Source organism: Bacillus sp. AK128, from assembly GCF_053903075.1.
The window spans coordinates 2,770,814-2,790,962 of the sequence record NZ_CP096379.1 but is presented as its reverse complement, the minus strand read 5'-3'; the positions used below and the strand labels follow the sequence as shown (position 1 = coordinate 2,790,962).

Below are 20,149 nucleotides of genomic sequence, written 5' to 3'. Positions count from 1 at the left end.
TTAATTGAAGGAGAGAATACACATTTTCTCCTTCCTTTGCTTGTCATAATATCTTGGTTAAAAGTGGAAGGGGTATATATAAAAATGGTTAAAGGATTTCATGTTGCAGTCGTAGGTGCAACTGGTGCAGTTGGAGTTCAAATGATTAAAACTTTAGAAAATAGAGATTTCCCAATCTCAAAGCTTACTTTATTATCCTCTAAACGTTCTGCAGGAACTAAGGTTGTTTATAAAGGGGAGGAAGTAACTGTACAGGAAGCAACTCCCGATAGTTTTGAAGGTGTTCAAATTGCCCTTTTTAGTGCAGGTGGCTCAGTATCGAAGTCCCTTGCTCCAGAAGCGGTTAAACGAGGTGCAATTGTTGTAGATAATACAAGCGCATTCCGTATGGATGAAAATACACCTCTAGTTGTGCCTGAGGTCAATGAAAAGGCCCTTTTTGATCATAATGGAATAATTGCCAATCCAAACTGCTCAACCATTCAAATGGTTGTTGCGTTAGAACCAATCCGTCAAGCCTATGGACTTAAGAAAGTGATTGTCTCAACCTATCAAGCAGTATCAGGTGCAGGTGCTGCAGCTGTTGAAGAACTAATGAACCAGACAAAATCAATCTTAAATGGAGAAGATTTCACTCCAGAAATCCTACCGGTTGGTTCTGATGAAAAGAAATATCAAATAGCATTTAACGCAATCCCACAAATTGATAAGTTTCAAGATAATGGATTTACATTTGAAGAAATGAAAATGATTAATGAGACAAAAAAGATTATGGGCATGAGCGACCTTCCTGTTGCAGCGACTTGTGTAAGATTACCAGTAGCTACAGGCCATTCTGAAAGTGTATTTATTGAAGTGGAAAAGGCTGGAGTAACAGCTGCCGATCTTCAAGCATTACTTGCGGATGCTCCTGGGGTTACACTTCAAGATAATCCTAGCGAACAGGTATATCCAATGCCAGCTCATAGTGTTGGTAAAAATGATGTATTTGTTGGAAGAATCCGAAAGGACTTAGCAGATGATAAAGGCTTCCATATGTGGGTTGTATCTGACAACTTATTAAAAGGAGCTGCCTGGAACTCTGTTCAAATTGCTGAGAGCTTGATTAAATTAGGGATTGTTAAATAATCCTTTAGTCAAAAAAAGGAGTGTTAAAGGTTACTCCCTTTTTGCCTCAAACATGATAAATGGGGTGGCAAGATGAAAATAATTGTTCAAAAATTTGGTGGAACATCCGTTAAAAACGAAGAAAGTAGACAACATGCAATCAGACATGTCGAAGAGGCTTTGACGGCTGGTTATAAAGTAGTAGCAGTAGTGTCTGCTATGGGCAGAAGTGGTGATCCTTACGCAACGGATACTTTACTAAGTCTAGTTGGTGGGACAAAGGGAAAAATAAGTAAGCAAGAATATGATTTACTTTTATCTTGTGGTGAAACGATTTCTTCGATCGTGTTTTCAAATATGTTAAATGACAGAGGTATTAAAGCGACTGCCATTACTGGTGCTAAAGCAGGGTTTCGTACCAATAATGAACACTTAAATGCCAAGATTATCGATATGCAATGTGATGAGCTAGTTCAGATGCTAGAAGACAATCAAGTTATTGTTGTTGCTGGTTTCCAGGGCTTGTCTAAGGATGGATTTGTCACTACCTTAGGTAGAGGAGGAAGTGATACGTCTGCATCTGCTCTTGGTGTCGCACTAGATGCTGAATGGATCGATATCTTTACTGATGTAGAAGGTGTTATGACGGCTGACCCAAGAATTGTAGAAAATGCACGACCTCTTGATATTGTGACTTACAATGAGATTTGTAATATGGCCTATCAAGGTGCTAAAGTAATCCATCCAAGAGCGGTAGAAATAGCGATGCATGGCAAAATACCTCTAAGAGTACGTTCAACTTATTCTGATACAACGGGTACGCTAGTCACAACATTAAATAACGCAAAAAAGGGTACTGACTTTAAAGAGAGATTAATTACAGGTATTGCACATGTATCAAATGTCTCTCAATTTAAAGTCCTTTCTAAAGAAGGACATTATAATACCCAAAAAGAAGTATTTAAAGCTATGGCAAGTGCAGAAATAAGTGTGGATTTCTTTAATATTACACCAACTGGAGTGGTTTACACGGTCTCTGGTGAAAACACCGACAGAGCTATTCAAATACTTGAAGGGCTCGGCTATGAACCAATTGTCACTAGAAAATGTGCAAAGGTCTCAGCCGTAGGTGCTGGAATGAATGGAGTCCCTGGGGTTACCTCTAAAATTGTAAGTGCACTTTCAGAAAATGGGATACAAATTCTGCAATCAGCAGATAGTAACACAACAATTTGGGTGCTAGTAAAGGAAGATGATCTAGTACTAGCCGTTAATTCATTACACAGTGCTTTTCAACTTGCAGAAAGTGAAGTTGAAAGTTAGGTTTAGGGAGGAAGATTGCAATGAATTTTGGAAAAGTATCAACGGCAATGGTAACACCATTTGACAGTAAAGGGAATATTGACTTTGCAAAGACTACTCAATTAGTGAACTTCTTGATTAATAATGGAACAGATTCACTTGTAATTTCAGGGACAACTGGAGAGTCGCCAACTTTAACTACTGAAGAAAAGGTTGCACTATTTAAGCATGTAGTAGGAGTTGTTAAAGGAAGAGTACCAGTAATAGCTGGGACAGGAAGCAATAATACTCGTCAATCAATTGAGCTAACGAAAAAGGCTGAGGATGCGGGTGTTGACGCAATCATGCTAGTTGCTCCTTACTACAATAAACCCAACCAAGAAGGGCTATACATGCATTTTAAAACAATAGCTGAAGCAACTAAACTTCCAGTAATGCTTTATAATATCCCAGGTCGTTCTGTTGTGAATATGACAGTTGAGACAATTGTTCGACTATCAGAAATTGATAATATTGTCGCTGTAAAAGAAGCTAGTGGTGATTTAGATGCAATGACAGCAATTATTGCATCCACACCAGAAGATTTCGATTTATATAGTGGTGATGATGGATTAACTATACCGGTTCTTTCAATTGGTGGTAAAGGAATTGTTTCGGTTGCTTCCCATATTATGGGGAATGAAATGCAGAAGATGGTTCAGGACTTCCAATCAGGTGATTATCAATCCGCTGCAAAGCAACATCAGCGTTTGCTTCCTGTTATGAAGTCTTTATTCCAAGCGCCAAGTCCAACACCTGTTAAAACGGCATTACAGATTAGAGGCTTAGATGTTGGATCTGTTAGACTACCACTAGTTCCTCTTACTGACCAAGAAAGAACAAATTTAATAAACACATTGAGTAACTTATAAATCAGCCTTAATAGGCTGATTTTTTTTTAGTAAAAGTAGCTCAGGTACTTTATCATTCTTCCTATAATTATCTTGTATTCCATTTCTTGCATCAGTTATAATGTGGATATGGCGTTGAACGGGCTTTATTTTTTTATCGACACAGGAGGATTATACATTGGCTACGAAAGAAATAGACAAAATTAAAGTTTTTGCACTTGGGGGAGTCGGCGAGATCGGCAAGAATATGTACGTGTTGGAGACGAATCATCAAATCTTCATCATAGAGGCTGGACTAATGATACCTGCAGATGAAATGTTAGGTATTGATGCGGTTATTCCTGATATATCTTATCTTATTGAAAATAAGGATAAAATTAAAGGTATCTTTTTAACACATGGTCATGCTGAGCAAATTGGTGGATTACCATATATTCTTAAGAAACTGACAGTGCCTGTTTATGGTACAAAATTTACGTTAGGACTCGTAAAGCATGAACTAAAAGGTGATCAAGCTACTATCTTCAATGAAGTGAATCAGAATACTTTATTAAAGTTTGAAGATGTGACGGTTTCTTTCTTTAGAACCACTCATAATATCCCTGATTCTGTTGGAGTTATTTTCCAAACAACACAGGGTGCAGTTGTTTATTCAGGCGACTATAAGTTTGACCAAACTTCAAATGGGCTATATGGTGCAGATTTAGAAAAAATGGCTAAAGTAGGTCGAGAAGGTGTTTTGTGTCTCTTATCTGATAGTGTTAATGCTGAGAAGCCGGGATATTCTGGTTCTGAAAATCAGGTGGGATTATTCCTTAGTGAGACATTTTATCAACAAAAAGGTCGAGTTATTATCGTTACTTATGCAACAAATATTCAGCGACTACAATACATTGTACAAGCAGCTGTTGAATCAAAAAAGAAGTTACTATTTATTGGTAAAAAATTAACCGAAGCCGTTGAACTTGCGAAAGAACTAAATTATTTGAAGATCCCAGAGGAAATGGTTGTGCCATGGAACGAACGACATAAGCTTTCTGATGAAGAAGCAGTTATCGTTATGTCTGGCCATCAGGGAGAGCCAATAAATGCCTTAACAAAGTTAGCAAGGGGTGCTCATAAACAACTACAAATCAAACAAGGTGATACAGTTGTGGTAGCAGCAGCACCAACACCTGCTACTGAAGTATCAATTGCTAGATCGATTGATCTTTTATATCGTGCTGGAGTCAATGTTGTTTATGATAAGAAAATTGATGTTTCAGGTCATGGAAGTCAAGAGGACATTAAGCTAATGCTCAATTTAATGACCCCTAAGTATTTAATACCAATCCATGGGGAGTTCCGTATGCAAAAAGCACACGCTAATGTAGCGAAATCCCTTGGTATGACAGATGACCATATTTATATTGTAGATAAAGGTGAAGTGATTGAATTTGTTCACGAGGTCGCTTCTTATGGAACGAAAATAAATACAGGTAATATACTTATTGATGGATTAGGGATTGGTGATGTAGGGAATATCGTTTTAAGAGATCGAAGATTATTATCACAGGACGGTATTCTTGTTGTAGTTGTTACACTCAGCAAGGACCGTAACCATCTTAAGGCGGGGCCGGAAATCATTTCGAGGGGATTTGTTTACGTTCGAGAATCTGAAAAATTGTTAGTTGATGCAACTGATATCGTTAGACAGATTGTAAACAAATGTATTGAAGAAAAAAATATGGATTGGTCATCTATAAAAGTGAGTATTAGAGACTCTTTAAATCAATTCTTGTATGAAAAAACAAAGCGTCGTCCGATGATTTTACCAATTATCATGGAGGCATAAATAGGAAGCTGTCCACTTATATAACGGTGGGACAGCTTTTTTATTTATAGGAAATTTTAAAGCAAATCATTTGTTGATAACTAGTGTCAAGAACTCTAATGATAAAGCGATTTGCTCAAAAAAATTTTCTCTCTTTTTAACAATGAAAGCTTTCAAGAACCCTTTATAAAATCTTCTCTTGACTATTGGAATGAAAACATACTGACAGTTCATACTAAGGATATCTTATTTACTGAAAGGGGATTTCCATGGTTATGGAGAAAGAAAGTTTTTCAGGTCAACAAACCGAACAGGATACAGATAAAAAGGAAGATCCGAAAGAAGGACTTATAGATAAAATTCAACAACTTGGTCAAACGAATATTCCACAAATGAGTAATGAATCTAAAATACATTGCTTAACTATTATTGGTCAAATAGAGGGTCATGTTCAGCTACCACCACAAAATAAAACAACAAAATATGAGCATCTCATTCCACAACTTGTGGCAATCGAACAAAACCCTAAAATAGAGGGTCTTTTAATTATTTTAAATACGGTAGGTGGAGATGTAGAGGCTGGACTTGCTATATCCGAGATGATTTCCTCACTATCCAAACCAACTGTTTCTGTTGTATTAGGAGGTGGGCATTCAATTGGGGTGCCGATTGCTGTATCAACTGATTATTCCTTCATTGCTGAAACGGCTACCATGACTATTCATCCAGTTCGTTTAACAGGGCTTGTCATAGGAGTTCCTCAAACCTTCGAATACTTAGATAAAATGCAGGACCGGGTGATCAGATTCGTCACTAAAAATTCAAATATAACAGAGGATCGATTTAAAGAGCTGATGCTCTCAAAAGGGAATTTAACTAGAGATATTGGTACTAATGTTGTAGGCGAAGATGCGGTTAAATATGGACTGATAAACGAAGTGGGCGGAATTGGAAAGGCCATTGCTAGGTTAAATACACTAATTGAAGAAAGAAGTAATTTAAATCAAGATGGGAAGCTGATTCAATGAGTTTATACACCATAATGCCAGAGGAATTAATATTTCCAACAGATGAAAATGAATATGGTAAGCAACAAGTTATTGAAATGAATGGAGTTTCTATGATGGTTGAGAAAAATGAAGACCAGTATAGAATAGTCCGTTTGTTAAGTACAGATCCACAGCACTATTTAAGTGAAAGCAATTGTCCAGGAAAGATGATCTCCATTAATCCAGGGAACTGTTAGAGCTTAGGGGACACTCCCTTAAGCTCTTTTTAATGTAATAAAAATGAAAATTAAGTCTTTCGTACTTGTTAAAATGAATGCTCGCACATTTAGATTTTCTATCGTACTTACATAAATTCTAAACAAACATTGAACTTATTGAATTATTGTTTTTATAATAGAGATATATAGAATAAATCTGAGGTGTAATCATGGCAAAGCAAAAGCAAAGACAGAAGAAAAAAAAGCAAGAATGGAAAGACACACTTAAATTTGAACTCATAGGACTGACTTTGTTTGCTTTAACCTGTATAGGGATTTCAGGTTTAGGAATGGTTGGACAAGTTCTAACATCATTCACTCGATTCTTCTTAGGTGAATGGTACATCATCCTTTTAGTAGGACTTCTAAGTTTATCAATTTATTATATATGGAAACGGGACAACCCCTTTTTATTCCATCGACGTTTAATAGGGTTTTATTTTATCGTGTTGGCTCTTCTATTGTTTAGTCATGTTACCTTGTTTGAAGACATGATAAAAGAAGGAGTGTTTAGTGAGCCATCTGTCATTAGAAACACATTCGAAATTTTTATGAATGAGTTTGGTGAACAAACAGCAACCCATGATCTCGGTGGAGGAATGGTGGGGGCTATATTATTTGCTTTGTTCCATGTTTTATTTGCAGCAAAAGGTACGGAACTGATTGCAATATTATTTATCATAATAGGGGTCATATTGTTAACTGGATTATCATTAAAAGAGGTTTCTAGTAAAGTTTTTCTACCAGTTGCTTCTTTTGCCAAGAAACAGTTTACAGAATTTTTGGAAGATATCAGATCTTCTTATCAAAAGATAAGAAAGGGTTCTAGTAAAGCAAAAACGAAAAAACGTAAAGAATCCGTGAATAATCAGCCTCAAATGAAGCCACAACCTGTAGATACTATGGATGAAGAGGACGATGAGGACCCAATCATACAGCCAATTATTTCAAACTTCCAGGATCAAACAAAAAACTCGGAAAATGATGATGCTACTGTAACAATGGCTAAAAAGACTAACGTTAAAAGAGAAGAAGAAGTGGAAGCACCAAAGCTTACTTTCATTGAAGAGGAGAATCCTGATTATCAGCTTCCGCCTTTTGACCTTTTATTAATGCCAAATAACCAGACGAGTGGGCATGATAATGAATTGATTCGTGGGAATATCCGAAAGCTTGAACGGACCTTTGAAAGCTTTGGAGTAAAGGCACGGGTGAAAAAGGTACACTTAGGTCCTGCCGTTACTAAATATGAGGTATATCCTGACGTGGGTGTTAAGGTAAGTAAAATTGTAAACCTGAGCGATGATTTAGCTCTCGCACTTGCCGCAAAGGATATAAGAATTGAAGCACCTATTCCAGGGAAGTCGGCAATTGGTATTGAAGTTCCTAATGAAGAAGTATCAATGGTAACGTTAAGGGAGGTACTAGACTCTCCACATAACGGGAAAAAAGATGCTAAGCTACTAATTGGTTTAGGGAGAGATATATCCGGAGAAGCTGTTGTCGCTGAACTAAACAAGATGCCGCATTTATTGGTTGCAGGGGCAACCGGAAGTGGAAAAAGCGTATGTATTAATGGAATTATCACTAGTATTCTAATGAGAACAAAACCTCATGAAGTAAAAATGATGATGATTGATCCTAAGATGGTAGAGTTAAACGTATATAATGGAATCCCTCATTTGTTGGCACCTGTTGTTACAGATGCTAGGAAGGCTTCGCAAGCATTAAAGAAGGTAGTATCTGAAATGGAAAGAAGATACGAATTGTTTTCTCATACAGGAACTAGGAATATAGAAGGTTATAATGAGTTTATTAAAAGACAGAACCTAGAAGAAGCAGAAAAACAACCGTTACTTCCCTTTATTGTTGTGATCGTAGATGAACTTGCTGATCTAATGATGGTAGCGTCCTCAGATGTCGAGGATGCAATAACTAGATTAGCTCAAATGGCAAGAGCAGCTGGAATTCACCTTATTATTGCAACCCAAAGACCTTCTGTGGATGTCATTACGGGTGTCATTAAAGCGAATATTCCATCAAGAATTGCATTTAGTGTTTCTTCACAAACAGACTCTCGTACGATATTAGATATGGGTGGTGCTGAAAAGTTATTAGGTAAAGGTGACATGTTATTTCTCCCTGCTGGGATGTCTAAGCCTGTTCGTGTCCAAGGAGCATTCCTTTCTGATCAGGAGGTGGAGGATATTGTAGATTATGTGATTACTCAACAAAAAGCACAATATCAGGAGGATATGATCCCAACAGAAACAACAACTGTTACAAATGAGGTAGACGATGACATCTATGATGAAGCCGTTCAACTAGTAATAGAGATGCAAACAGCTTCTGTCTCCATGCTTCAAAGGAGATTTAGAGTTGGTTATACCCGGGCAGCTAGGTTAATTGATGCAATGGAAGCTCGCGGAATCGTAGGTCCTTATGAAGGAAGTAAACCAAGAGAAGTACTTATTACACAAAATAATGAAGAAGCCACATCCTAAATCTGAGTAGGAACGAGAAATAACCCGTTCTTTTGTTGTAAAAGTTTTCTTAATTTGTATTGTGGGGTAGTGGCATTTAACCATCACCCCACAAGGTTAAAACCATATAAACTTGGAGACAGTATTTATTTATAGCATACTTTGGCAATTAATCTTTCTATGACCACTTAGAATCTTTCTCCAATTTTCGACAAATTTCCTAAATTTCTATTTATTTCTTTTCAATAAAATGGTATAGTAATCACGGTTAGAAAGAAAATTAATATAGCTGCTAGAATCTTACATATACATGGTTTTTTGGATAACTAGGATTACTGGGGGACGGGTTATGACAATAAAATCCGATAACCGACATTTATATTTACAGGTTATTGATCGGTTAAAAAGTGATATTGAGAAGGGTGTTTATAAGGAAAGAGAAAAACTCCCATCTGAGTTCGACTTAGCTAAGCAATTAGGAGTAAGTAGAGCAACCCTAAGAGAGGCTTTGCGTATCCTTGAAGAAGAAAATGTCGTAGTCAGAAGGCATGGTGTAGGAACCTTTGTGAACCCACGACCTCTATTTTCATCTGGGATTGAACAACTAAATAGTGTGACTAATATGATTAAGCAAGCCGGAAAAGTTCCTGGGACAATTTTTATGTCTTCACAAGAACAAGGTCCTACAGAAGAGGACGTCAGGCGATTTAATTGCTCAATTGAAGATGAAATACTCTTAGTTGAAAGAGTCAGGACAGCAGATGGTGAACCTGTAGTATATTGTATTGATAAAATACCAACAGAATTTCTACCTAACGGCTACTCACACTCTGAAGAATCACTATTTAATCTTCTAGAGAGATCTGGACAATATATTTCTCATGCAGTCGTTTATATCGAGCCACTTGGTTATCATGAGAAAATTTCTCCAATATTAAATTGTGAGCCAGAGACAGCTTTACTGCTTCTTAAGCAAATGCATTTTGATCAACATGAACAACCAGTGTTATTTTCACTCAATTTTTTTCGAGCAGATCAATTTAGCTTTCATGTTATTAGAAAACGAATTTAATAAAATGTTGGTTTACTGTACAAGTTATTAGTAGTTGATTATGCTTATAGGAAAAAATTGTTTTGTCAATATAGTACCAAAAGGCTATAATAATTTTTGTGTAAAAATTAGAAATTAAAAATGGGGGTAACAAAGATGAAAAAAGGTCTATTGTATTTACTAGTTTTCTCTTTAATTAGCTTCTTGGCAGCTTGTGGAACTGCTGGAGACAACGCTGAGGGCGGTGAAGGAGAAGGATCAGGTGCTGGTGAAGGCATGAAAGTTGGTATGGTTACTGATGCCGGAACAATTGATGATAAATCATTTAACCAAGGTACTTGGGAAGGAATTTTACAAGCTTCAGAAGAACTTGGGATTTCTGAGAAGTATTTAAAGCCTGCTGGAACTACGGAAGCAGACTATTTAAAAGAAATTGGAAACCTGTATGATGCTGACTATAAGTTTATCGTTACACCAGGTTTCAAGTTTGAAACAGCAATTTTCCAAGCTCAAGAGAAATATCCAGATGCAAAGTTTGTTATTATTGATGGTGCACCTCATGCTGGTGACTATAATATAACGGTTAAAGACAATACAGTATCTATTTTCTTTGCAGAACATGAATCAGGCTTTATTGCTGGTGTTGCAACTGCTTTAGAATTAAAAGAGGCTGAAGCAGGATTCATCGGCGGAATGGAAATTCCAGCTGTCCAAAAGTTCAACTGGGGCTTTCAACAAGGTATTAAATATGCAAATGAAAACCTTGGTACAAATATTAGCATGAAAGCAGAAAATGTTATTTATCAAGGAAGCTTTGACAATGTTGCAGCTGGGCAACAAATTGCTGCTCAAATGTATGAAAGTGGAGTTAATGTTATCTTCACAGCTGCAGGTGGAGTAGGGGTTGGAGCTATTAATGAAGCTAAGACTCGCGTAGATGCTGGAGAAGAGGTATGGATCGTAGGGGTAGACGTTGACCAATATGCTGACGGATTACTTGAAGATGGAGAAACATCTGTAGTTCTTACATCAGCTATGAAAAATTTAGGACAAGTTGCTTTTGACATGATTCAAGATGAGATTGACGGTAACTTCAAAGGTGGAGAAACTTTAACTTTTGATGTTACTAATAATGGTGTTGGAATTCCAACCGAAAATCCAAACCTAAGTGAGGAAACAGTAACTCAGACTAATGAAGTAGTTGAAAAAATTAAATCTAAAGAAATTACTGTCTCCGCAGAACAAGGAGATCTACTGAAGTAATCAAGGAATCAAGGAATCAACAGAGACGGGTCGCTTCCGTCTCTTTTCTATATTATAGGTTCATTCTTTTAAAAGGCTTTGTTGAAGAAGATCATGTTATCGGTAGTTCGGTATGACTGGCTAATGGAAAGTGAGTTTCCTGTAGACAATAACAAGATATAACAGGGCCTTTTAAAAGGGTAAATACTACCTTCCCATTTTTACTTATTTATATGAAGTTAAAAAAATAAAAAGCAGGTGGAAGTTCATGGATTATGTTGTAGAGATGCTAGATATCAGAAAAGAATTTCCTGGTGTTGTTGCCAATGACAATATAACGCTTACATTAAGGAAAGGTGAAATTCATGCATTGTTAGGTGAGAATGGTGCTGGAAAGTCCACCTTAATGGGTGTTCTATTTGGGATGTATCAACCAGATAGAGGGAAAGTTAGAGTTAATGGGGAAGATGTGAAAATTTCTAACCCTAACGTGGCTAATAAACTTGGAATCGGAATGGTGCACCAACATTTTAAGCTTGTTGATAATTTCACTGTTACTGAAAACATTATCCTTGGAAGTGAACCTTTAAAAGGCATGGTAATGGATATTGATAAGGCTGCAAAACGAATTGAAGAGTTATCAAAGCATTATGGTCTAAATGTTGATCCTCATGCAAAAATCGAGGATATTTCAGTTGGAATGCAGCAAAGAGTTGAGATTCTAAAGACACTTTACAGAGATGCAGAGGTACTCATTTTAGATGAACCAACAGCTGTACTTACCCCAGCAGAAATTGATGAATTAATGAAAATTATGAAAAACCTAATCAATGAAGGAAAATCGATTATTATTATTACGCATAAGCTTAAAGAAATAAAAGCTGTAGCCGATCGTTGTACCGTTATTAGACGTGGGAAGTCAATCGGAACTGTAAATGTTCGGGAAGCTACAGAGGCTAGTCTCGCAGAAATGATGGTCGGACGACATGTATCCTTTAAAGTTGAGAAGGAAGAGAGTACTCCAGGTAAAGTGGTTTTAAAAATTGATAATATTTCAGTTAAAAATAACAGAAAAGTAATGGGACTTAAAAACTTTTCAATAGACGTCAAGGCTGGAGAAATTTTAGGAATTGCTGGGGTTGAGGGAAATGGTCAGAGCGAACTAGTGGAAGGGATAACCGGTCTTCGTAAGATTGAATCTGGTTCCATCTATTTAAATGATGAAGAGGTGACCCATATACCAATTCGCCAACGTATTGAGAAAGGGATTGCACATATCCCCGAGGACCGACAAAAACGTGGCCTTGTTCTAGATTATAAGCTTGAGGATAACATGGTGATTGAAGTGTATAATAAGCCTCCGTTTTCAAAGAATGGTTTATTAAATGTTTCAGCAATTAGAGAATACGCCAAAAATATTATTGAGAATTTTGATGTTCGCGCTGGGGAAGGGGCGGCTTCACTTGCAAGAGGTTTATCAGGGGGAAATCAACAGAAAGCTATTATCGGAAGAGAACTAGAATTAAACCCTGAACTATTAATCGCGGTACAGCCTACTCGTGGCCTAGATGTAGGATCAATTGAATATATTCACAAAAGATTAATTGAGCATCGTGATAAAGGAAAAGCGGTACTTTTAGTTTCATTGGAGTTAGACGAAGTTCTACAGCTATCTGACCGAATCGCCATTGTTAATAATGGAGAACTTGTTGGAGTTGTAAATGCATTGGAAACCAATGAGAATGAAGTTGGCTTAATGATGGCAGGTGTCAGCAAGGAGGAAAGTAAGGAATGAAAAATACCATTATTTCTCTACTAGCTGTAGTGTTAGGACTACTAGCTGGAGCGATTTTAATGTTTCTAATTGGAAGTAATCCCGTGGAAGGGTACACGTACTTATTTCAGGGTGGATTGAAGAATATGGAAAGAATCGGTAATACTTTAGCTACTGCAGCACCATTAGTATTTACTGGATTATCTGTAGCGTTTGCATTCCGTACAGGTCTATTTAACATTGGAGCAGCTGGTCAAATGTTAATAGGTGGTTTTTTCGCTACAGCAATTGGTCTTAGTTTTGATTTACCTAGACCTTTACTTCTAAGTTTCATGGTTTTAGGAGGATTTGTGGGAGGTGCTCTTTGGGCGTATGTTCCTGGACTTCTTAAAGCAAAATTTAATGTTCATGAAGTTGTATCAACTATTATGATGAACTGGATTGCCTATTGGACAGTTTATTATACAATTCCTGCTTATTTTAAAGGAGAATTCTTAGAAACTGAATCTGCTAAATTACCTGATGCAGCCACGTTGAAAGTACCGTTTCTCTCTGAGTTATTTGCTGGTTCTTATATAAATATGGGAATTTTCTTTGGTATCGTTGCAGTTATTATAATTGCTTTTATTATTGATCGGACTACTTTAGGATTTGAGTTAAAAGCTGTTGGTTTTAATCGTCACTCTGCTGAATATGCTGGGATGTCTGTTAATAGGAGTATTATCCTATCAATGGCTATTTCTGGTGGTCTAGCAGGTCTTGCCGGGGTGATTCAATACACAGGTAATGCAAACAGCTTACAAATCGGAATTATGCCGACTCAAGGATTTGATGGAATTGCCGTTGCACTGCTTGGAAACAACACACCGGTTGGAGTATTGTTTGCAGCTCTTTTCTTTGGAATTCTTTATTCAGGGACAGGCTTTATGAATGCCATGACCGAAATTCCGCCTGAAATTGCTAATACAATTATTGCCATTATCATTTACTTTGCTGCAACAAGTGTATTAATTGAGCGCTTACTACGTAAATACTTCAACAAGCGTACTGAAAAAGAAAATGTGAATACCGCCGTTAAGAAGGGGGACTCATAAGATGTGGACATTAATACAACAAATTTTCCCGTACGCAATTATCTTTGTTATGCCCCTTCTCATTACTGCATTAGGCGGATTATTTAGTGAGAGAAGCGGGATTGTTAATATTGGATTAGAAGGTCTAATGATTATGGGAGCTTTTACATGCGCCTTATCAATTAACTTACTTTATCCAATTCTACCAAATAAGGATCTAGTATTGTGGTTAGGTCTATTGATTGCTGCATTTAGTGGATTAGTTTTCTCTCTTCTTCATGCATTTGCAAGCATTAACCTAAGTGCAAACCAAATTATTAGTGGTACTGCTATTAATATGATTGCAGGTGCCCTAACAGTATTCTTAGCAAGAAATATCACTGGGTCGGGAAATATTAGAATTGTTAGTGGTTTTTCACCAACTGACATTCCTTTTCTATCTGATATCCCTGTTATCGGTCCATTACTATTTACAAAAACCTATCCTACTACTTGGTTTATCTTAGCTGTTCTTGCTATAAGTGCTTTTATTCTGTATAAGACTCCATTTGGACTACGTCTTAGATCATGTGGAGAATATCCTCAGGCCGCTGAAGCTGCAGGAATCAATGTAAGAAGTGTTCGATATAGCGGCGTGATGATTTCTGGAGCTTTCTCTGGAATAGGGGGAGCATTAATTATCTTAACTTATGCTGGAGAATTTACTGGTACTGTTTCAGGATTAGGATTCTTAGCATTAGCTGCGTTAATTTTTGGTCAGTGGAGACCACTCGGAATTTTAGGAGCAACGTTCTTCTTTGGAATTGCAATGACAATTGCTAATGTGTCACAGGTAGTTCCGGCACTTACGGTGATACCGCCATTAGTACTAAAGCTTTTCCCTTATGTAGTGACACTGATTGCTCTTGTTATCTTTTCCAAGTCATCACAAGCTCCAAAAGCAGCTGGAGAACCATATGACCCTGGTAAACGCTAAAATCAGACTGATATGAAAAGAATGATTCGTTAAAAACGAATCATTCTTTTTTTTTGTATTCAACTTTTTGTCCAGTAGCATATGTAATCACAAGGATGATTGTAAGGGGAAAGACTTTCATTTGTAATATCTTCCTGTTACCCTTTATATTGGATATAAGTTTATTTTTATTAAATAATAGAAACACTAATCTGTAGGCTTAAAGATACCCATAAAAGGAGGCAAACATGGTGAAGCTTGATCAAGAGATTGAAGAAAGTATGAATGGATTAACATTACATGTTGTGGAGACAAAAAAGTATAAAACAAACACACTTGTTCTAAAGTTAAAAGCACCATTAACAAAAGAGGCTCTGACTAAGCGCGCTTTATTACCTTATGTTCTTCAAAGTGCAACTAAGCAATATAGTAAGACTACTGAGCTTAGAAGCTACTTGGATGAATTATATGGAGCCTCTTTGAATGTCGATTTAACTAAAAAGGGAGAGTATCATATCATAACGATACGAATTGAAATCGCTAATGAAGTCTATCTAACAGATCAAACTCCCTTATTAGAAAAAGGACTGACTCTTTTATCGGAGGTTCTGTTAAATCCAGCTGAAGAAAATGGGGCTTTCCTTTCATCTATAGTAGAAAAGGAAAAACGTGCACTGAAGCAGAGAATCCAATCTGTGTTCGATGATAAAATGAGATATGCTAATCTTCGTCTTGTGGAGGAGATGTGTAAGAATGAACCATATTCCCTTCATGCAAATGGTCAAATGGAGGATATTGATGAAATTACCCCACAATCACTCTTTGAATATTATCAAACCTCTTTAAAAGAGGATGAAATCGACTTATATATAGTGGGGGATGTAAACGCTGAGGAATTAAAAAAATCTGTACAACAATTATTTAACCTACAGGAGCGGACTCCTAAAAAAACAAGCAACTCTAATATTTCCTTAGAAAAGGAAAATGAAGTAATTGAAGAACAAGATGTTAAGCAAGGTAAACTCAATGTCGGTTATCGAACGAATATTACGTACCAAGATCCTGAATATTATGCTCTACAAGTGTTTAACGGGATATTTGGGGGCTTTTCTCATTCGAAACTGTTCATTAATGTTAGAGAAAAGGCTAGTCTTGCGTATTATGCAGCTTCACGAGTTGAAAGTCATAAAGGATTATTAATGGTGATGTCTGGTGTGGATGCTAAAAACTACGACCAGGCAGTGACCATTATTAAAGAACAAATGACTGCAATGAAAAATGGTGATTTTACTGATAAAGAATTAGAGCAAACAAAGGCTGTGTTAACCAACCAACTCCTTGAAACTATTGATACTTCAAGAGGGCTTATTGAAGTTTTATATAATGATGTATTGGCAAAAGTTAAACAGCCTGTAGAAGAGTGGCTTCGCAAGGTGGAAGAGGTAACGAAGCAACAAATCGTTGAGGCAGCAGGAAAAATAGAGCTTGATACCATTTACTTCTTAAAAGGAAAGGAGGAGGTTTAATGGAGAGGGTTATTTTTGATCAATTAAAGGAAGAACTCTATCATGAAACATTATCTAACGGATTACAGGTGTATATCTTACCTAAGCAAGGCTTCAATAAAACTTATGCAACATTCACTACGAAGTATGGTTCGATTGATAATCGCTTCGTGCCTTTAGATGAGAAGGAACCTATTGAAGTTCCAGATGGAATTGCTCATTTTCTAGAACATAAGCTGTTTGAAAAAGAGGATGAGGATGTATTTCAACAGTTCAGTAAACAAGGAGCATCGGCAAATGCATTTACGTCCTTCACCAGGACGGCTTATCTGTTTTCTAGTACTTCTAATGTGGAGTTAAACTTAGAGACATTAATTGATTTTGTTCAAGCTCCATATTTTACAGAGAAAACAGTTGAAAAGGAAAAAGGAATTATCGGTCAAGAAATTACAATGTACGATGATAATGCCGATTGGCGCTTATACTTTGGTGTTATTCAAAACATGTATAAAAATCATCCCGTTAAAATTGATATAGCAGGGACTATTGAATCAATTTCAAAGGTTACTGAGAAGCTTCTTTATACTTGTTATGAGACTTTTTATCATCCAAGCAATATGCTTTTATTTGTTGTTGGTCCTATTGACCCTGAAAGTATTATGAATCAAATCAGAGATAACCAAGCTAAAAAGGATTACCAGGCACAAGCACCGATTCAACGATTTTTTGATGAGGAACCAAACGAAGTTGCCGAAAAGCTACAAGTTTTAAAAATGACGGTGCAATCATCTAAGTGTTTAGTTGGATTAAAGGTAGCAAATCCAGATAAATCAGGTGAAGCATTACTAAGGTCAGAGCTATCAACTAATGTATTACTGGATATGCTGTTTGGTAAAAGCTCTAAAAATTATGATTCGTTGTATAATGATGGGCTTATAGATGAAACTTTCTCTTATGATTATACCGAGGAACTAGGGTTTGGATTCGGAATAATCGGTGGAGATACTCCAAAACCCGATGAGTTAGCAGATACTCTTAAGGATATGTTGAAAGCTTATAAAGGAATATTAGCTGACGATTACCTAGAGAGAGTAAAGAAGAAAAAAATTGGATCGTTCCTAAGGGCATTAAATTCTCCAGAGTTTATTGCGAATCAGTTCACACGATATTCATTTAATGAAATGAATATGTTTGAGGTCGTAAAGGTATTAGAATCCTTAACCATTGAAGATATAGAAGCAAGTGCTGCAGCCCTAATTGATGAAAACAGAATGACTGTTTGTCAGGTAGTGCCAAAGTAACTTGACAATGAACAAAAGAGAGATGGACAATATAGTTGTCGTCTCTTTTTTTATTCGAACTTGTAAAGCTTGTTCCTTTAAGTGGCTGAATGGAAGGAAGCATATACAATTTGTCTCTTCTAAAGGCCTGCCAAGTCAGTAGCCATTTTGAAGCAAAGTTTATTGAAGTAAAGTAAATTTTATAAAATGAATACCACCCTTATTCTGAAGGGGAGTTTACATAAAAGGAAGAATACAATGGACAAAAAATATGCCTTATTAACTGGAGCTAGTGGTGGGATAGGAAGCGCCATTGCCAAACGACTAATAAAAGATAACTATGCGGTATACCTTCATTGTTTTACGAATGTTGAAGGTGTAGAAAGCCTTAGATCTGAAAATAAAGACAGTGAAATTTATATTGTAAACGCTGATCTCTCTACGTCAACTGGAATCAATGACCTTCTTAAGCAGATTCATCATCCGATTGATACTTTAATCTTAAATAGCGGGAATAGCTATGTAGGGTTAGTAACGGACATGAGCGAAAAAGAGGTCAATGAAATGGTTCAACTACATATGACTAGTCCTTTTTTGTTAACTCAAGCCATGTTGCCGTCTATGATTTCAAAGAAAAAAGGAAATATCGTTTTTATTACATCTATATGGGGAGAAATTGGGGCTTCTTGTGAGGTTTTATATTCAATGGTAAAAGGAGGCCAAAACACTTTAGTAAAAGCTTTAGCAAAGGAAGTTGGGCCGTCAAATATCAGGGTAAATGCTGTATCACCTGGAGCTATTGATACAAGTATGCTAAAGTTCTTAAACGAGAGTGACCGCCAAGAACTTATTGACGAAATCCCAATGGGAAGGTTAGGTAAACCTGAAGAGGTCTCTGATACGGTTCATTTTCTTTTATCAGACCAAGCAAGTTATATTAATGGACAAATCATTTCAGTAAACGGAGCTTGGCATACGTAAAAAAAGTTTGTAATTTTCTCATTGAATATTTTTATATGGAAGAAGACAAAATAACCATGTATCAATTTTAAGGAGGAATTTCAATGTCTGTTTTAGATAACTGGGAACAATGGAAAGATTTCTTAGCAAATCGTCTTCATCACGCACAGAACGAAGGGATGGAACAAAATACAATCTCTGATCTTGCGTATCAAATCGGTGGGTACCTTGCGAAGCAGGTTGATCCACAAAATGATCAAGAGAAGGTACTTGCAGATTTATGGAGCGTTGCTTCAGCTGAGGAGCAGCATGCAATTGCCAATATGATGGTGAAATTGGTTCAAAACGAAGGCGGAACTGGAACTACTACTAGCTAAAATCAAGATTTAGTTTCAAATTAAAACGCAGAGTAAAACTCTGCGTTTTTTCAATAACCTTGGAAAAAATCCTCATCTCTACATCTCCTAAAACTTCAAAATATAAATTTTATTACTGGTACCTACTGTGATAAGTAGAAAAAGCTATTTCTTTCGTTATTTGTCATAATTTGCTACCCTTTACCTTTCATAATAAATATAAATACTATATTATAGAAGTAAGGTATATTGTTTCATTACTTTGTAAATGGTGTTAAGGAGGGGTGTCTTTAATGGCAAAAAAGGAATGGTATCTTGAGTATGAAATACATAAAAACCGCCCTGGCTTACTGGGTGACATCTCTTCTTTATTAGGGATGCTATCAATTAACATTATTACAATAAATGGTGTTGAGGATATGAGAAGAGGGATGCTTTTATTATCAGATCACCACGAGCAGATTTTGAGGCTTGAATCAATTTTACAAACTATGGATAATATAACCGTGACAAAGCTTCGCGAACCAAAACTTCGCGATCGATTAGCTGTTAGGCACGGAAGATATATTCAAAGAGATGCTGATGATAAAAAAACTTTTCGATTTGTAAGAGATGAGCTTGGTCTCCTTGTGGACTTTATGGCAGAGTTATTTAAAAAAGAAGGTCATAAGCTTGTAGGAATCAGGGGAATGCCAAGGGTTGGTAAAACTGAATCAATAGTTGCCTCAAGTGTATGTGCTAACAAGAAATGGTTGTTTGTTTCATCAACCCTTTTAAAACAAACGATTCGAAGTCAATTAATTGAGGATGAATACAATGAAGAAAATCTTTTCATTATAGATGGGATCGTCTCTACAAGAAGAGCCAATGAAAGACATTGGCAGCTCGTTCGTGAAATTATGAGACTTCCAGCAACTAAAGTAGTAGAACACCCAGATATCTTTGTACAACACACAGAATATACGTTAGATGATTTTGATTATATTATCGAATTAAGAAATGAACCTGATGAGGAAATTACGTACGATGTCGTAGAGCAACAACAATTTATGTCAGGTGATTCATCGTTTTCAACATTTGATTTTTAAAAT

General features: G+C 36.5%; 17 protein-coding genes. All 17 read left to right on the top strand.

Annotation, left to right across the window (positions count from 1 at the left end):
• Positions 1 to 84: 84 nt before the first annotated feature.
• Positions 85 to 1,128 carry an aspartate-semialdehyde dehydrogenase gene (gene asd / locus M1D60_RS13940; RefSeq protein WP_456275445.1) on the top strand — a complete coding sequence of 348 codons (1,044 nt, stop codon included), beginning with the start codon at positions 85 to 87 and terminating at the stop codon, positions 1,126 to 1,128.
• 72 nt (positions 1,129 to 1,200) lie between these two features.
• Complete coding sequence (gene dapG, locus M1D60_RS13935) at positions 1,201 to 2,430, top strand: aspartate kinase (RefSeq protein ID WP_456275444.1); 1,230 nt, start codon at positions 1,201 to 1,203, stop codon at positions 2,428 to 2,430.
• A gap of 20 nt (positions 2,431 to 2,450) precedes the next feature.
• Complete coding sequence (dapA, locus tag M1D60_RS13930) at positions 2,451 to 3,320, top strand: 4-hydroxy-tetrahydrodipicolinate synthase (protein WP_456275443.1); 870 nt, start codon at positions 2,451 to 2,453, stop codon at positions 3,318 to 3,320.
• Between the two features lie 157 nt (positions 3,321 to 3,477).
• Entirely contained in the window at positions 3,478 to 5,133 is a 1,656-nt protein-coding gene (locus tag M1D60_RS13925) for a ribonuclease J (RefSeq protein ID WP_456275442.1), read from the top strand.
• A 254-nt stretch (positions 5,134 to 5,387) separates the two neighbouring features.
• The gene (locus M1D60_RS13920) at positions 5,388 to 6,140 is read left to right on the top strand and encodes a ClpP family protease (RefSeq protein WP_456275441.1); all 753 of its coding nucleotides are present in this window, start codon (positions 5,388 to 5,390) and stop codon (positions 6,138 to 6,140) included.
• Positions 6,137 to 6,358, top strand: coding sequence for a YlzJ-like family protein (locus M1D60_RS13915; protein WP_456275440.1), 222 nt, complete (start codon positions 6,137 to 6,139; stop codon positions 6,356 to 6,358). The genes M1D60_RS13920 and M1D60_RS13915 overlap by 4 nt, the downstream gene beginning before the upstream one ends.
• 191 nt (positions 6,359 to 6,549) lie before the next feature.
• Positions 6,550 to 8,883 (top strand): DNA translocase FtsK, encoded by a 2,334-nt coding sequence (locus M1D60_RS13910; RefSeq protein ID WP_456275439.1) that lies wholly within the window; start codon positions 6,550 to 6,552, stop codon positions 8,881 to 8,883.
• Positions 8,884 to 9,211: 328 nt separating this feature from the next.
• Positions 9,212 to 9,934: a GntR family transcriptional regulator gene (locus M1D60_RS13905; RefSeq protein WP_456275438.1), complete on the top strand. Its 723-nt coding sequence runs from the start codon at positions 9,212 to 9,214 to the stop codon at positions 9,932 to 9,934.
• Between the two features lie 135 nt (positions 9,935 to 10,069).
• Positions 10,070 to 11,176 carry a BMP family lipoprotein gene (locus M1D60_RS13900; protein WP_456275437.1) on the top strand — a complete coding sequence of 369 codons (1,107 nt, stop codon included), beginning with the start codon at positions 10,070 to 10,072 and terminating at the stop codon, positions 11,174 to 11,176.
• Positions 11,177 to 11,423: 247 nt separating this feature from the next.
• Positions 11,424 to 12,950, top strand: a complete 1,527-nt coding sequence (locus M1D60_RS13895; RefSeq protein WP_456275436.1) for an ABC transporter ATP-binding protein — start codon at positions 11,424 to 11,426, stop codon at positions 12,948 to 12,950.
• Entirely contained in the window at positions 12,947 to 14,023 is a 1,077-nt protein-coding gene (locus tag M1D60_RS13890; protein ID WP_456275435.1) for an ABC transporter permease, read from the top strand. Before M1D60_RS13895 ends, M1D60_RS13890 begins: the two co-directional genes overlap by 4 nt.
• 1 nt (position 14,024) lies before the next feature.
• The gene (locus M1D60_RS13885; protein WP_456275434.1) at positions 14,025 to 14,978 is read left to right on the top strand and encodes an ABC transporter permease; all 954 of its coding nucleotides are present in this window, start codon (positions 14,025 to 14,027) and stop codon (positions 14,976 to 14,978) included.
• 227 nt (positions 14,979 to 15,205) lie between these two features.
• The gene (yfmF, locus tag M1D60_RS13880) at positions 15,206 to 16,483 is read left to right on the top strand and encodes an EF-P 5-aminopentanol modification-associated protein YfmF (protein ID WP_456275433.1); all 1,278 of its coding nucleotides are present in this window, start codon (positions 15,206 to 15,208) and stop codon (positions 16,481 to 16,483) included.
• Positions 16,483 to 17,763 carry an EF-P 5-aminopentanol modification-associated protein YfmH gene (gene yfmH / locus M1D60_RS13875; protein WP_456275432.1) on the top strand — a complete coding sequence of 427 codons (1,281 nt, stop codon included), beginning with the start codon at positions 16,483 to 16,485 and terminating at the stop codon, positions 17,761 to 17,763. Before yfmF ends, yfmH begins: the two co-directional genes overlap by 1 nt.
• A 237-nt stretch (positions 17,764 to 18,000) precedes the next feature.
• The gene (gene ymfI / locus M1D60_RS13870; RefSeq protein WP_456275431.1) at positions 18,001 to 18,723 is read left to right on the top strand and encodes an elongation factor P 5-aminopentanone reductase; all 723 of its coding nucleotides are present in this window, start codon (positions 18,001 to 18,003) and stop codon (positions 18,721 to 18,723) included.
• Positions 18,724 to 18,806: 83 nt separating this feature from the next.
• Complete coding sequence (locus tag M1D60_RS13865) at positions 18,807 to 19,079, top strand: DUF3243 family protein (protein WP_456275430.1); 273 nt, start codon at positions 18,807 to 18,809, stop codon at positions 19,077 to 19,079.
• A gap of 272 nt (positions 19,080 to 19,351) precedes the next feature.
• Positions 19,352 to 20,146: a YmfK family protein gene (locus M1D60_RS13860; RefSeq protein WP_456275429.1), complete on the top strand. Its 795-nt coding sequence runs from the start codon at positions 19,352 to 19,354 to the stop codon at positions 20,144 to 20,146.
• Positions 20,147 to 20,149 lie beyond the last annotated feature (3 nt).